This window comes from Hafnia sp., from assembly GCF_036648275.1.
Classification (GTDB): domain Bacteria; phylum Pseudomonadota; class Gammaproteobacteria; order Enterobacterales; family Enterobacteriaceae; genus Hafnia; species Hafnia alvei.
Window position 1 is genome coordinate 113,984 of record NZ_JAVXIQ010000004.1, and the last position, 13,733, is coordinate 127,716.

Genomic DNA, 13,733 nt, shown 5'->3' on the forward strand with positions numbered 1-13,733 from the left:
CGGTCATTCAAATGGCAAGCGCAGGCTGCTCTTGAATTCTCTAAGATATATTGCACCGGACGCAGCAATGACAATCGAGCCACGTCTCATCATGGCATGATGATAGCAAAACATAATTAGCCAGCTTGTCAGTTTCATGGCATAGCAATGGATGCTGTAAGACAAAAATAGGGGAAAGGAGGGCAGGATTAATATTAATTTACATTCTGTCATGTTCTCCAATAAGGTGATTAAAAAATGCTTATTGGAGAACGAAATAACGCTGCGTGACGAGATGTCTATTAGCGAATATCTATAAAATGTACACCCTCGATCTGCTGCAGTCTCTGGTATACCTCGCTGATATCCTGTTTTGGGCGTAGCGTTACATCGAGCGACATTTCACACAGTTCGGTATCAACATCGTGCTGGTTTACGGTTAAATAGCCCGGTTTGAGCCGCATTTGTTGTAACGCTAATAAAATGCCGGACACACTGGCGGGAACCAGCTGAATAATGATGGAGTGGTGATGACCGATCAGGCGATTACTCAGCTGACGGAAAACTTCGAGCACAATTAATGTCATTAGCGTGCCATAGATACCAATCGCATACATGCCGCTACCAATTACTAAGCCGATGGCAGCGGTCACCCAAAGCCCAGCCGCAGTGGTTAGCCCGCGCACGACCTGTTTTTGGATCATAATGGTGCCTGCGCCGAGGAAGCCCATTCCGCTAACCACCTGAGCCGCAATACGACTCGGGTCTAATCCAACGTGTGATTCCATCAGGATGTCGTTAAAACCATACTTAGAGACAATCATAAACATGGCGCTGCCGATACCGACCAATACGTGCGTACGCAATCCGGCCTCTTTAGCCCGTAGTTGGCGTTCAATACCAATTAAGCCGCCAAGAAATCCGGCTAATACGACGCGTAGCAATAAATCAGTAATCATTTGTTCCTCTCGCTGTAATTTTATTGTTTTGCAGAACGATTAAGCGTAAAAACGAATAATTATTTCACAGTACGCCCAGCTTTACGTAGCCGGCAATTTTATCTTAACCAGCCTACGGGAAAAACAGGCTAAAAGGCCTTATTTTCGTGCTATTAGCTTTTTGTAGAGATTCAGTTGATACCTTAAGCTGGCATAGGGGAATTCTGTGTGAAAAATGTACCTAAGTGCTAGCCAATTAAGGACTAGCCAATATTGATCTACAAATTAAAATCTTTGAATAAAACGAAGCGAGAGGAGTGAGTGGAAATGATAGCAAAGTTAAGTTTAGCTCTTGCGGTGGGTATTTTGCTGTCGGGATGTAGCAGTGAGCCTGAACAGCAGGCAACCAGTGCTAACGTTCATCAGCGTATCGGGATGTCAAACGCGGCGGCTGAAAATTGTGCGCTGGCGGGGGGTACTCTGGCTCTTTCAAGCCAACTCGATGGCAGTGCGGTCGGTATGTGCCAATTACCTGATGGTAAACGCTGTGGCGAATCTGCATTAATCCGTGGTGCCTGTCCCGCAAACTAATCTTGCTTTATTCTTTCGCTATCAATCATTGGGATAGCCAAACGATGATGCCGGCTATGACTCCAGCCGGCAGGGCGCATTGGCTAAATTACATCCAATCACGTTGCTGATAGACCAGCGTATGCTTGGCATTTTTCAAGATGAGTTGGCCCTTCACTAAAGTAATATCCGCGCCTTTGCTCAACACATCGCTGATGATCGGATCTAACTCCGCACGCGCGGGATCGATACACGCCATACGAGTTGAGGCTAAATTCTCCACCTTCAATGTATTATTGTTCAGCTCGCCCTGACCCATAAAGCGGTTACACATCGCCCCAGAAACATGCATTTTTTCGCCAAACTCAATTCCGGGTTCCATACGCGTTTTCGCACCGGTGATAACTTTGCCATCTACGCTTTGCAGGACAAAATGGCGATGCAAGAGATCGCTTTGCTGCAACGGCTGCTGAGCCTGAGTCGTACACGCGGCAAGTAAAACCGAGCCTAATGCCAGAGATAGCGTTTTAAATTTCATTGTATTGCCTCTATCTATTTCTACAGAATAATCGACGGCTTACACCGTAAACATAAGCCTATTCTACTCGTTTACCCCAACTGATACATACCTTACTAAAAGCAGATTTTTCTTTTGCTTCACAAAAGCGCTCTGGCGATAGGTTTTTTGTTTGCCTGCCACGTTTCTTTCGGTTTATAAATCAACACAAGTAAAAATGAAAATATCCCATAAATAAGATATTGAAAGATAAACACACAGAGGATGTTATGGTGCTGGATACGCCGGTCTTAATGACCGAACGACTGGTTTTACGGACTCACCGGCTTGAGGATTTTCCTGACCTCTGCGCAATGTGGTCAGATCCTGAAATTGTGAAATTTATTGGTGGTTCTCCACAAACGCCCGAGCAAGTTTGGCAGCGTCTGTTACGCTATACAGGCAACTGGGCACTTTTCAATTATGGCTACTGGGCCGTTTTTGATAAGAGCACACAGCAATACATCGGCAATATTGGCCTCGCCGAAAATCATCGTGAAATTGAACCGAGTCTGCGTTATCCCGAAATGGGATGGACGTTTATTCCTTCTTTTCATGGTAAAGGTTACGCGTTAGAAGCCGCAAAATGCGTTCTTGCCTGGGCGGATGAAGTGCTAAAAACGCCGGTGTGTTGCATCATCGATGAAGAAAATGTTCGTTCGGTTCGTTTAGCTGAAAAATGTGGCTTCACGTTACATAAAGAGACGGGTTACCACGGCAACATGATTTATATCATGGAGCGCAATAATGTGATCTCCAACACGGTCTAGGTCAAAAAACAAGCACGCAGTGTTTAGTCTCTAGTCACCGTGTAGGGGATACTAAGTCAACGCAGCATATTAACCTTTTTTCAAAATCAGAAAGAGGAGTGTGCCAGATGGTGAAGACTACCGCACAGCGTGTTTCAACGAGTGATGGAAACAATTTTGGCGAAAATAATATGGATTTTTTAGCCAGCAGCATTGCGTTAATGGAGTCGCAAGGACGTGAGATGGATGCCAGCAAGGTGTGTGGCAACATGTCGGCAAAGCAGCGTGAGCTGTTTAATCAGCGTTTAGCACATTATCGTCAGGCATTGCTGGTGGAGCATATCGCCTAAATTCGACGAGGGTTTTATCGCACTTTTAGTGCGAAGCTTTCAACACATAACCTCAAACAGAAAACCCCAGTTTGCACTGGGGTTTTGTTTTGCTATCTGTGAAATAAGAACCTACGCGGTGATCAGGTTTTCACAGTGTTCGCCGTTGACCAGCGTACGAATGTTATTTAGCGTGGTTTCAGAAATACTGGTCAGCGCTTCTTCGGTCAAGAAGGCCTGATGCCCGGTAAACAACACGTTGTGGCAGGCTGACAGGCGACGGAATACGTCATCTTGAATCACGTCGTTAGATTTATCTTCGAAGAACAGATCGCGTTCGTTTTCATAAACGTCCATTCCCAGCGAACCAATTTTCTGCTGTTTCAACGCTTCAATGGCCGCATCTGAATCGATCAGGCCGCCACGACTGGTGTTGATGATCATCACACCGTTCTTCATCTGGCCAAACGCAGACGCATCCAAAAGATGATGATTTTCTGGTGTTAATGGGCAGTGTAGGGTGATCACGTCAGATTTTTCATACAGCGTTTTCAAATCCACATATTCCGCGCCTAATTCCAACGCCTGTGGGTTTGGGTATGGATCATAGGCCAGCAGCTTCATGCCGAAGCCTTTTAGTATACGCATTGTGGCAACGCCGATTTTACCGGTGCCGATAACGCCCGCGGTGCGGTTATGCATATTAAAGCCAATCAGTCCTTCCAGCGAGAAGTTGGCATCGCGGGTACGTTGGTAGGCGCGATGAATGCGGCGGTTAAGGCTCATCATCAACCCCACAGCATGTTCGGCGACCGCTTCCGGTGAATAGGCCGGTACGCGTACCACTTCTAAGCCAAGCTCTTTGGCGGCTTCAAGATCGACGTTATTAAAGCCTGCACAGCGCAGCGCGATAATTTTAACGCCGAGCGCAGCCAGTTCGGTCAGCACTTCACGGCTCGCATCGTCGTTGACAAAGATACACACCGCTTCACAGCCCTGTGCAACTTTCGCCGTTTTAGGGCTTAACAGAAAGTCAAAAAACTCCAGCTCGAAACCGAATTCTTTATTTACTAGTTCAAGATATTTGCGGTCATACTGTTTAGTACTATAAATCGCGAGCTTCATAGGGGTTTCTCCACCAGAAAAGTGTGATCATGATAGCAAAAATGAACAAAACAGACAAAGCGAACGACATTTAGTATGACAAATAAGCTGATGGCCTAAACGTGCACTTTCGCTGAACTAAAATTCAACACAACGGCTAGATTTATCTAGGATTTTGCCCGATTCGTTCAGATGTATCCATTATTATGATATGTTGCGGCAGATTATTAAAAAGCAAGGCGAATTATGATCAAGTGGCTCAAAAGGTTATTTGCAGCGCTGATCGCCATATTTTTGGCATTAACGTTTCTCTGGTTAACGGTGGCACATTGGCTTCCGTGGGTAATAAAGCAGTGGCTTCCTGCCGGAACGCGCGTTGAGTTTAGCGCTCGTCCGTATTGGTCGAACGGTGCATTGCATCTGCCGGGGCTAAGCTATGTGGCGGAGGATTGCCGTTTGGGCGATCTGTCTGCGGCACGCTTACGCTATCAGCAAGGCCGCTGGCAAATGCTGGCAGATACGCTTGACGTAAATACCCAGTGTTTGGAAAAGCTCCCCTCATCGGATACTCCCTCTACGCCGCTTGAGCTGGATAAAATTCAGCGCTCTTTACCGCTGTTTGATGTGGCAATAAACCATCTTATCGTGAGTCCGTGGCAGGACTATGCCGGCGCCATCAGCGTGGTCAATAGCGCCGAGGGTCAAACGGTACGTTATCGTAGCGATCGCCTTAGCCTCGATGCGCGTCTCGATGACAAACAAAAGCTGACCGTTAAAAAGCTTTCACTGAAAGTCCCTCAAACAGATCAACCGATAGAGTTGGACGGTGAGCTACAAATACCGCTGGATATGGCGTCACTGCCGCGCAGTGGCAATATGCAGGCTCAGCTTAAAACGCCGTTTGTTGAGCAACCGCTGTTGCTGATTTCTGAATGGAAGAACAAACAAGGTAATTTGAAGATTGTTGCTAAGGGCGATAAAACGCCGTTGGCCGATTTGCCGTGGACGGTGAGCCGTCATGAGATCCACGTGAATAAAGGGCAGTGGCGTTGGCCTTATGCGCAGCAACCGTTGCAGGGTGGTATCGATCTAACCCTGACCAACTGGGATAAAAATTACCAGCAAACGCAAATTGAAGCGCGAATGAACGTGCTCACGCAGGGTAATCACGGCAAAGGTAACGTGGTCGTTAATCTCGGCCCAGGCAAACTCAGCGTGATCGATAGCAGCATGGCATTCCGCGTTACCGGCCTTGTGAATAGTCAAAATCTTTCTTTAACGGCGTCGATCCCCGGTTTACTGACCGGCAGCGTATTGAATCCTTTGCTGACGCTGGACAGTGGTTCACTGCTGCGGGCATGGGGACGTTTAGACGATCAAACCACGCTGCAAGAAGCGCGTTGGCCGCTGGCAGGCATTAAGCTCAACGCGGAAGGTGTGACCGGTCGTTTACAAGCGATCATGAAAGTGAAAGACAGCTACTGGGGCAATTTCAAATTGCACTTAGACGGTCAGGCACAGCAATTCATGCCTGATAAAGGACAGTGGCAATGGCAATATTGGGGTAACGGCGATTTACCGCCGTTGGCAGCGAAATGGGATGTGGGTGGTCGCGGCGAATGGCTAGGAAATACCATTCGTCTGAATCAGCTTTCGACCGGATTTGATAGAATTCACTATGGCATGATGACGGTGGTCAAACCGCGTTTAACCATCGGCCAGCCGATCGTTTGGGTTCGGGATGAAAAACAGCCGAAATTTACCGGTGCGTTCATGCTGGATACCAACAAAGTGGAGCTGGAAAACGGCGGTTATCTCCCACATGCCATTTTGAACCTTGCTGCCACCGGAACAGCGCCGGATCAGTTCTTATTGAAAGGCGATCTTCACGCCGAACGTATTGGCCCTATTAAGCTAAATGGGCGCTGGGACGGGGAAAGACTGCGCGGTGAAGCCTGGTGGGCAAAACAACCCACGGCGGTATTCCAACCGCTGTTATCGCCTGATCTGAATATCACGCTGCGCGACGGTGATTTTTACGCTCAGGCGGCATTCTCGGCAGCTCGAGAACAGGGCTTTGAGGCAGGCGGACACATGGTGGTGAAAAATGCCGGTATGTGGCTGAAAGACGGTGAGATGAGTGGATTAGATTTCATCATGGCTTATCGTCTGAAAAATGATGTGTGGCAGTTAGGGGCTAAGCAGCCGATTAGCCTACGAATCAAACATCTGTCTAACCTGTTTGAGATGAGCAATATCTCGGCCGACCTACAGGGTTATTATCCGTATAGCGATCGCGCTCCGTTGGTACTGTCAAACGTCGGTGTCGATATGCTTAAAGGTCATATTGGTTTTGATGCGCTGCGTCTTCCGCAACCGGCGTCAACGGTTTTGAGGCTGAAGGATATCGATCTCAGCGTGCTGTTCACCGCGCTAAAACCAAAACAGTTTGCGATGTCAGGTCGGGTAGACGGTGAGCTGCCGCTGTATCTGAAAGATGCACAATGGCTTATCCGTAACGGCTGGATTGATAACGCGTCTATGCTGACGCTGCGTCTCGACCCTGATATGGCTGATGCAATGGCTGCCAACAATATGGCGGCAGGCGCTGCGATTGAGTGGCTGCGTTATATGGAGATAAGCCGTTCGCGAGCCGAAGTTAATTTAAGTAATTTAGGGGTACTCACCATGGCGGCGACGATCCGTGGCGTGAATCCTCAGCAAAGCGCACACCGTGAGGTCGTGCTTAACTATCATCATGAAGAAAATATTTTCGAGCTTTGGCGGAGTTTACGTTTTGGCGATAATTTACAGGAGTGGCTGGAGCAAAGCCTCTCAACCCCTGCGAGGAGTGAGCATGAGCAACCTTAAGGTTTGGCTACTGGCGACGGCAGTCTGTGTACCATTGACGGGATGCATCCCCCGCATTGAGGTAGCCGCGCCGAAAGAGCCGATTACCATCAATATGAACGTCAAAATCGAACACGAAATTCATATCAAAGTAGATAAAGACGTCGAGAATTTATTGAAAACCCAATCGGGGCTGTTCTAAGGAGAATCCGATGAGAAAATCGTTAATCGCTCTGTTGGGTGCCGGTTTACTGTTTAGCAGCGCCGTTTTTGCGCTCACGCTCGATCAGGCCAAGCAGCAAGGCCGCGTGGGTGAAACCTTGAGTGGCTACATTGTGGCTATTAAACAGGACAAGGAAACGCTGGCGCTGGTGCAACAAATCAATACTGGGCGCGCCGAGAAATATCAGGAAGTGGCGAACAATAACCATATCAGCCGGGAAGACGTTGCCAAAATGGCGGGGCAAAAGCTGGTGGAACGCGCTGCTTCTGGTGAGTATGTGCGCGGTATCAACGGACAGTGGCTGCGAAAGCCCTAATTTTTCCTACAGATAATTTGGCTATAGAAATATAGACATAAAAAAACGCGCTTCTGCTTAAACAGAGCGCGTTTTTTGTTTCTTGCTTACGACGTTATCCAGACACAGGCGTTAGAGAGTAAGCAATACGAATAATACTTATGCTGTTGCTAACTGATTGATCAGTGCTTTAGCATCTTGCTGCGCTTTGGTTGCCATCTCTGGGCCGTAAGCGATCCCTTCTTCAAACACGAACTCAACGTCGGTCAGGCCAATGAAGCCTAAGAACACGCGCAGGTAAGGGGTTACCAAGTCGGTGTTGGTATCTTTATGAATACCGCCGCGGCTCGTCAGCACATAAACTTTTTTGCCTTTCAGCAAGCCTTCTGGACCTGCTTCGGTGTAGCGGAAAGTCACACCGGCACGTGCTACTAGGTCAAAATAGTTCTTCAACTGGGTTGGAATGTTGAAGTTGTACATTGGTGCTGCAATCACGATAACGTCAGACGCTTGCAGCTCTTCAATCAGGGTATTAGATAATTCTAACGCATCCTGCTGGCGCGGCGTCAATGGCGCATCGGAAGGGCGCAGCGCACCAACTAATTCACCATCTAGCACTGGAACTGGGTTTGCGGCAAGGTCACGAACCTGAATTTTGTCGTCGCTGTGCTGCTGACGCCATTGGTCAACAAAGTAATCAGCCAGAACGTTAGACTGAGAGTAGTTAGCCAGAATGCTAGATTTAAGAACCAATACGTTGCTCATGGTGATTTCCTTGTGACCTAATCGCTTAGGCTGTTTCAGACTATTTGTTGATATCAGGACGTGGCGTCCATCGCATGGAAGACACTTTATTCATAAAATCACACCAGTGATAGCGCAATAATTCGAGCCCTTTGTTCAGTTTTATTGAATGTCATTATGCGAGGGTCATATTCAAAGGAATAGTGGACGTATGCGGTGACGAGAGAATGCGTGCCTCAGGCTGCTGACAAACGCAGGCCTGTGATACAATTACAGACAGAATCCGTCATTAGAATGACGTTATTAAAAACAACAAATAACGATGGTTTTACATTTTCACCTGTTGTTCGCCATTCGTTTCAAGGAATATTGATTGTGACATCCCCGCTAAGCGCCATCGCCTCGCAGCTTGATGAATTGATGCTGCGCGATAAACAGCGTCTGATGCGCCGCATACAGGGCGCTAAAAAGGTCAAAAAATCCGAGAGCCAACAGGCTATTGCCGATACCTTGGCTATCGATCTTGCTAATGCTATGCAGCGCGTTGAAGCGCGTCGTGCTGCTTGCCCTAAAATTACCTATCCAGAAAGTTTACCGGTTAGCCAGAAAAAAGATGACATTCTGGCCGCTATTCGCGACCACCAAGTGGTTATCGTGGCGGGTGAAACCGGTTCGGGGAAAACCACGCAGCTACCGAAAATTTGTCTGGAATTAGGGCGCGGAATTAAAGGGCTGATTGGCCATACCCAGCCGCGTCGTTTGGCCGCACGCTCGGTCGGTGATCGTATCGCTCATGAGCTGGATACGTCTCTCGGCGGTGCCGTTGGTTATAAAGTTCGTTTTAACGATCAGGTGAGTGATACCACGCTGGTTAAGCTGATGACAGACGGTATTTTGCTGGCTGAAATTCAGCAAGACCGCATGCTGATGCAATATGACACGCTGATTATCGATGAGGCGCATGAACGTAGCCTGAATATCGATTTCATCCTCGGTTATCTGCGCCAGCTTTTGCCTAAACGTCCCGATCTGAAAGTGATCATTACGTCGGCGACGATTGATCCTCAGCGTTTCTCTCGTCATTTTAATAACGCACCGATTATTGAAGTCTCAGGCCGCACCTATCCGGTAGAAGTGCGCTATCGTCCAGTGGTTGATGATGCTGACGATGTAGACCGCGACCAGCTTCAGGCTATTTTTGATGCCGTGGATGAGCTTGGACGTGAGAGCCCCGGTGACATTCTGATCTTTATGAGCGGTGAACGCGAAATTCGCGATACGGCCGATGCGCTGACCAAGCTGAACTTGCCGCATACCGAGATTTTGCCGCTATATGCGCGCTTATCGGCCAGTGAACAAAATCGCGTTTTCCAAAGCCATCACGGGCGCCGCATCGTGCTGGCCACCAACGTGGCAGAAACGTCGCTAACCGTTCCGGGGATAAAATATGTTATCGATCCGGGAACGGCGCGTATTAGCCGCTACAGTTTTAGAACCAAGGTTCAGCGCTTGCCGATTGAACCTATTTCTCAAGCTTCGGCGAATCAGCGTAAAGGCCGCTGTGGACGTGTATCTGAAGGTATCTGTATTCGGTTATACAGCGAACAAGATTTCCTTTCACGCCCAGAATTTACCGATCCAGAAATTCTTCGCACTAACTTAGCCTCGGTCATTCTGCAAATGACGTCGTTGGGGCTAGGCGACATCGCTGCATTCCCGTTTGTGGAAGCACCGGATAAACGCAATATTCTTGACGGCGTTCGTTTGCTGGAAGAGCTTGGCGCGGTAACCACCTCGGAGCAGGGCCATCAGCAGCTGACGCCAATGGGTCGCCAACTGGCTCAGTTGCCTATCGATCCACGTTTGGCGCGTATGGTGCTGGAATCACAGAAACATGGCGCGGTACGAGAAGTGATGATCATCACCGCTGGGCTGTCGATTCAAGATCCGCGTGAGCGCCCGAGTGAGAAGAAGCAGGCCTCTGATGAAAAACATCGTCGCTTTGCTGATAAAGAGAGTGATTTTCTCTCGCTGGTGAACCTGTGGGATCACCTAAAAGAGCAACAAAAAGAGCTCTCGGCCAACCAATTCCGTCGCCAGTGTAAAACCGACTACCTGAATTATCTGCGCGTGCGTGAATGGCAGGATATTTACACCCAACTTAGGCAGGTCGTCAAAGAACTACGTATTCCGATTAACTCGGTACCGGGTGATTTTCGCGGCATTCATTGCTCGTTGCTCAGCGGTTTGCTCTCGCATATTGGGCAAAAAGATGCGGATAAACAGGAATTCACCGGCGCGCGTAATGCCCGATTTGCAATTTTCCCTGGTTCGGCATTATTCAAGAAACCACCAAAATGGACCATGGTGTCGGAGTTAGTGGAAACCTCCCGTTTGTGGGGGCGTATCGCCGCGCGTATCGATCCCGAATGGATCGAACCGCTTGCACAGCACCTGATTAAGAAAAGCTATAGCGAGCCGCATTGGGAGAAAGCCCAAGGTGCGGTGATGGCGACAGAAAAAGTCACGCTATACGGGCTGCCGATTGTGGCTGCGCGTAAGGTGAACTATGGCAGCATCGATCCGCAGGTCAGTCGTGAACTGTTTATTCGTCATGCGCTGGTGGAAGGTGATTGGCAAACGCGTCATGCCTTTTTCCGCGCGAATCAGCGGCTGCGTTCAGAAGTGGAAGAGCTTGAACACAAATCGCGTCGCCGCGACATTTTGGTCGATGACGAAACGTTGTTTAGTTTCTACGATCAGCGCATTGGCCATGATGTGGTGTCTGCTCGTCATTTCGATAGCTGGTGGAAAAAAGCCAGCCGCGAAGAGCCTGAGCTGCTCAATTTCGAAAAATCGATGCTGATTAAAGACGGTGCGCAAGGCGTTAGCCCACTCGATTACCCTAATTTCTGGCATCAAGGCTCATTCAAGCTGCGTCTTTCCTATCAGTTTGAGCCGGGCACTGACGCAGATGGGGTAACGGTACACATTCCATTGGCGATCCTAAACCAGATTGAAGAGTCTGGTTTCGATTGGCAAATTCCGGGCATCCGCCGTGAGCTGGTGATTGCGCTTATTAAGTCATTACCCAAACCGATTCGACGCAATTTCGTGCCAGCACCGAACTATGCCGAGGCTTTCTTGGCAAGGGCGACACCGCTTGAAATGCCGCTGTTAGAGTCAATGGAACGAGAACTGCGTCGCATGACAGGTGTGACAGTGTCACGCGAGGAGTGGCAACTCGATCAGGTTCCCGACCATCTGCGTATGACGTTCCGCGTTATTGACGACAGGAAGAAAACGTTAGCGGAAGGCAAGTCGCTGGAGGCGTTGAAAGCCGAGCTTAAAGGGCAGGTGCAGCAGACGCTATCCGAAGTTGCTGACGAAGGACTTGAGCAACAAGGTTTGCACGTATGGAGCTTCGGCTCGCTTCCGCAAAGCTACGAGCAAAAGCGTGGCGGCTACTCCATGAAGGCATTCCCCGCGTTGGTGGATGAAAAGGATAGCGTCGCTATTCGTCTTTTTGAAACTGAGCAGGAGCAGCAGCAGGCCATGTGGCAGGGTTCCCGCCGTTTATTACTGCTGAACATTCCTTCTCCGATCAAATATTTGCATGAAAAGCTGCCGAATAAAGCCAAGCTAGGACTGTATTTTAACCCTTACGGCAAAGTTTTGGATTTGATTGATGACTGTATTGCCTGTGGAATTGACTCATTAATCGCCAAACACGGTGGGCCAGCGTGGAGTGAAGAAGGGTTTACTGAACTTCATGAACAGGTGCGTGCGGAACTCAACGATGAAGTGGTTTCTATTGCGCGGCAGGTCGAGCAAATCCTGACGACGGCAAACGGTATTAATAAGCGCCTAAAAGGGCGAGTCGATATATCGCTGGCGTTGGCGCTGTCTGATATTAAAAGTCAGGTGGGTAACCTCATCTATCGTGGGTTTGTTACAGCAACGGGGGCGGCGCGTTTACCGGATGTAGAACGCTACCTGCATGCGATTGAAAGACGCTTAGAGAAACTGGCGATTGACCCACATCGGGATCGTGCGCAAATGTTGAAAGTGGAACAGGTGCAGCAGGCATGGCAGCAAATGTTGAACAAGCTACCGCCGCCACGCGTCAACGAGCCTGAAGTGAAAGAGATTCGCTGGATGATCGAAGAACTGCGGGTAAGTTATTTTGCGCAGCAATTGGGTACACCGTACCCAATTTCAGAAAAGCGTATTATGCAGGCTATTGATCAGATTCTGGCTTAGCATTTTGTTGCATCAGGCGTTTTAGGCCGTCACTGAACGCGGTGACGGCCACCGCGCGATTGTCGGCTAAATCACGATTCTCTGCGGCAGGTGCCGAGCTTTGAATCGCTATCAACCGCCAACCTGCATCCGTTGCCATCAGCAGCGGAGAACCGCTGTCACCAGGCAACGTATCACACTGATGGCTCAGCACGCCGGTTTGAGCCCAGCCCGTCACCAAGCAATTTTCATGGCTATACAAATCATCCAGATGATCCTGCGGATATCCAGCCTGCGTCACTAAGCGCTTGTTAGCCTTCAATGCCGCAGTCAGTTGTCTGCTCGTACCTTGCCATAACGGTAGGGGCTCAATCGCCGGTAACCGATCGCTTTCGATTTCAACTAAACCATAATCTTGCTGGGCAGCGGAAGAGGGAACAATCCAACCCTCGCCGTCGGCTTTAAGCCGTTTGCCTAATTTAGGATCGACCAGCGTGCGCAGTTGGGTTATTTCGTAGCGCCATTTCTGATTGTGAGAGGAAAAGCGTAGCGCAATCGCAGGATCAACCTTTCCTGGGGGCGCTAATAAACAGTGCCCTGCAGTCAGAACAAGGCGTGACGTAATCAGCGTAGCGGTGCATAAATTTCCGCTCTCGGTTTCGATTTGCCCAATAGCATCCCACGGTGAGTGAGTCACATTGGTAATTTTGATGCGGTCATCTTTGCCATAGAAGAGCTGAATTTGCTGCGCGGGTGTCAGAACCTCATCATCAGCGACGGCGGGTTGGGCGGTAATGGCACAATATAAAACCGGAGCGCATAACGTAACGGTACGTAGTAATCGCATAGAGCGGAACCTAATTGCAGTCATCCATTTACTCAGTAGTTTAACCAAATGATTGATTACGGCGAGAAATATTTGCGTAACAGATGTGAAATTCAGTTTTTTTCATGCACGACCGGCTACAAATAGAAGCATGCTGTGATGATTCCGCACAGGATCAGGGATATCAGAAGAAGTTCAAAACCATAGCGTCGAAACATATGCCATCTCCGAACCCTTCGTGGCCGCTGAAACCTATGTTCTTAACGGTGTGTGCGGCTGAATTATTCTCAAATTCAATAGATGATTAATCTTAGTGGATAGCGATTAT

Annotated in this window: 12 protein-coding genes; 7 read left to right on the forward strand and 5 right to left on the reverse strand. The window is 48.8% G+C overall.

The window, feature by feature from the left end; translation table 11 throughout:
- Positions 1 to 281: 281 nt before the first annotated feature.
- Positions 282 to 938 (reverse strand): MgtC/SapB family protein, encoded by a 657-nt coding sequence (locus RSC70_RS05760; protein ID WP_040044980.1) that lies wholly within the window; start codon positions 936 to 938, stop codon positions 282 to 284.
- Positions 939 to 1,244: 306 nt separating this feature from the next.
- Between RSC70_RS05760 and RSC70_RS05765 the strand changes: the two genes are divergently transcribed.
- A complete protein-coding gene (locus RSC70_RS05765) occupies positions 1,245 to 1,508 on the forward strand; it encodes a putative hemolysin (protein ID WP_130999228.1) in 264 nt (87 codons plus the stop codon).
- A gap of 88 nt (positions 1,509 to 1,596) precedes the next feature.
- Here RSC70_RS05765 and hslJ read toward each other — a convergent pair whose 3' ends face one another.
- Positions 1,597 to 2,025 carry a heat shock protein HslJ gene (gene hslJ / locus RSC70_RS05770; RefSeq protein ID WP_332541998.1) on the reverse strand — a complete coding sequence of 143 codons (429 nt, stop codon included), beginning with the start codon at positions 2,023 to 2,025 and terminating at the stop codon, positions 1,597 to 1,599.
- Positions 2,026 to 2,273: 248 nt separating this feature from the next.
- Between hslJ and RSC70_RS05775 the strand changes: the two genes are divergently transcribed.
- Entirely contained in the window at positions 2,274 to 2,813 is a 540-nt protein-coding gene (locus tag RSC70_RS05775; protein WP_332542000.1) for a GNAT family N-acetyltransferase, read from the forward strand.
- 107 nt (positions 2,814 to 2,920) lie between these two features.
- Positions 2,921 to 3,142, forward strand: a complete 222-nt coding sequence (locus RSC70_RS05780) for a glycogen synthase (RefSeq protein WP_040044977.1) — start codon at positions 2,921 to 2,923, stop codon at positions 3,140 to 3,142.
- A 111-nt stretch (positions 3,143 to 3,253) separates the two neighbouring features.
- On the opposite strand, the gene RSC70_RS05785 is transcribed toward RSC70_RS05780, so the two are convergent.
- On the reverse strand, positions 3,254 to 4,246 hold the full coding sequence (locus RSC70_RS05785; protein WP_040044976.1) for a 2-hydroxyacid dehydrogenase: 993 nt from the start codon (positions 4,244 to 4,246) through the stop codon (positions 3,254 to 3,256).
- Positions 4,247 to 4,471: 225 nt separating this feature from the next.
- On the opposite strand from RSC70_RS05785, the gene RSC70_RS05790 reads away from it, so the two are divergent.
- The 3 genes from RSC70_RS05790 to RSC70_RS05800 are packed head-to-tail and all read left to right on the forward strand — an operon-like array spanning position 4,472 to position 7,614.
- Positions 4,472 to 7,096 (forward strand): YdbH family protein, encoded by a 2,625-nt coding sequence (locus tag RSC70_RS05790; RefSeq protein ID WP_332542002.1) that lies wholly within the window; start codon positions 4,472 to 4,474, stop codon positions 7,094 to 7,096.
- Positions 7,083 to 7,277: a YnbE family lipoprotein gene (locus RSC70_RS05795; RefSeq protein ID WP_025801325.1), complete on the forward strand. Its 195-nt coding sequence runs from the start codon at positions 7,083 to 7,085 to the stop codon at positions 7,275 to 7,277. Before RSC70_RS05790 ends, RSC70_RS05795 begins: the two co-directional genes overlap by 14 nt.
- 10 nt (positions 7,278 to 7,287) lie before the next feature.
- Positions 7,288 to 7,614: a YdbL family protein gene (locus RSC70_RS05800; protein ID WP_025801326.1), complete on the forward strand. Its 327-nt coding sequence runs from the start codon at positions 7,288 to 7,290 to the stop codon at positions 7,612 to 7,614.
- A gap of 138 nt (positions 7,615 to 7,752) precedes the next feature.
- Here the strand turns inward: RSC70_RS05800 and RSC70_RS05805 are convergent, their stop codons facing one another.
- Positions 7,753 to 8,358, reverse strand: coding sequence for an FMN-dependent NADH-azoreductase (locus RSC70_RS05805; protein WP_282814251.1), 606 nt, complete (start codon positions 8,356 to 8,358; stop codon positions 7,753 to 7,755).
- Between the two features lie 354 nt (positions 8,359 to 8,712).
- On the opposite strand from RSC70_RS05805, the gene hrpA reads away from it, so the two are divergent.
- Positions 8,713 to 12,600: an ATP-dependent RNA helicase HrpA gene (gene hrpA, locus RSC70_RS05810; RefSeq protein ID WP_332542004.1), complete on the forward strand. Its 3,888-nt coding sequence runs from the start codon at positions 8,713 to 8,715 to the stop codon at positions 12,598 to 12,600.
- Here hrpA and RSC70_RS05815 read toward each other — a convergent pair.
- Complete coding sequence (locus RSC70_RS05815) at positions 12,578 to 13,426, reverse strand: trypsin-like serine peptidase (RefSeq protein WP_332542005.1); 849 nt, start codon at positions 13,424 to 13,426, stop codon at positions 12,578 to 12,580. The genes hrpA and RSC70_RS05815 overlap by 23 nt on opposite strands.
- Between the last annotated feature and the right edge of the window lie 307 nt (positions 13,427 to 13,733).

Coding starts and splice junctions, on each gene's coding strand:
- RSC70_RS05795 (WP_025801325.1), top strand. CDS start 7,083: ATGAGCAACCTTAAGGTTTGGCTACTGGCGACGGCAGTCTGTGTACCA.
- RSC70_RS05800 (WP_025801326.1), top strand. CDS start 7,288: ATGAGAAAATCGTTAATCGCTCTGTTGGGTGCCGGTTTACTGTTTAGC.
- RSC70_RS05760 (WP_040044980.1), bottom strand. CDS start 938: ATGATTACTGATTTATTGCTACGCGTCGTATTAGCCGGATTTCTTGGC.
- RSC70_RS05785 (WP_040044976.1), bottom strand. CDS start 4,246: ATGAAGCTCGCGATTTATAGTACTAAACAGTATGACCGCAAATATCTT.
- RSC70_RS05775 (WP_332542000.1), top strand. CDS start 2,274: ATGGTGCTGGATACGCCGGTCTTAATGACCGAACGACTGGTTTTACGG.
- RSC70_RS05765 (WP_130999228.1), top strand. CDS start 1,245: ATGATAGCAAAGTTAAGTTTAGCTCTTGCGGTGGGTATTTTGCTGTCG.
- hslJ (WP_332541998.1), bottom strand. CDS start 2,025: ATGAAATTTAAAACGCTATCTCTGGCATTAGGCTCGGTTTTACTTGCC.
- RSC70_RS05805 (WP_282814251.1), bottom strand. CDS start 8,358: ATGAGCAACGTATTGGTTCTTAAATCTAGCATTCTGGCTAACTACTCT.
- RSC70_RS05790 (WP_332542002.1), top strand. CDS start 4,472: ATGATCAAGTGGCTCAAAAGGTTATTTGCAGCGCTGATCGCCATATTT.
- RSC70_RS05815 (WP_332542005.1), bottom strand. CDS start 13,426: ATGCGATTACTACGTACCGTTACGTTATGCGCTCCGGTTTTATATTGT.
- RSC70_RS05780 (WP_040044977.1), top strand. CDS start 2,921: ATGGTGAAGACTACCGCACAGCGTGTTTCAACGAGTGATGGAAACAAT.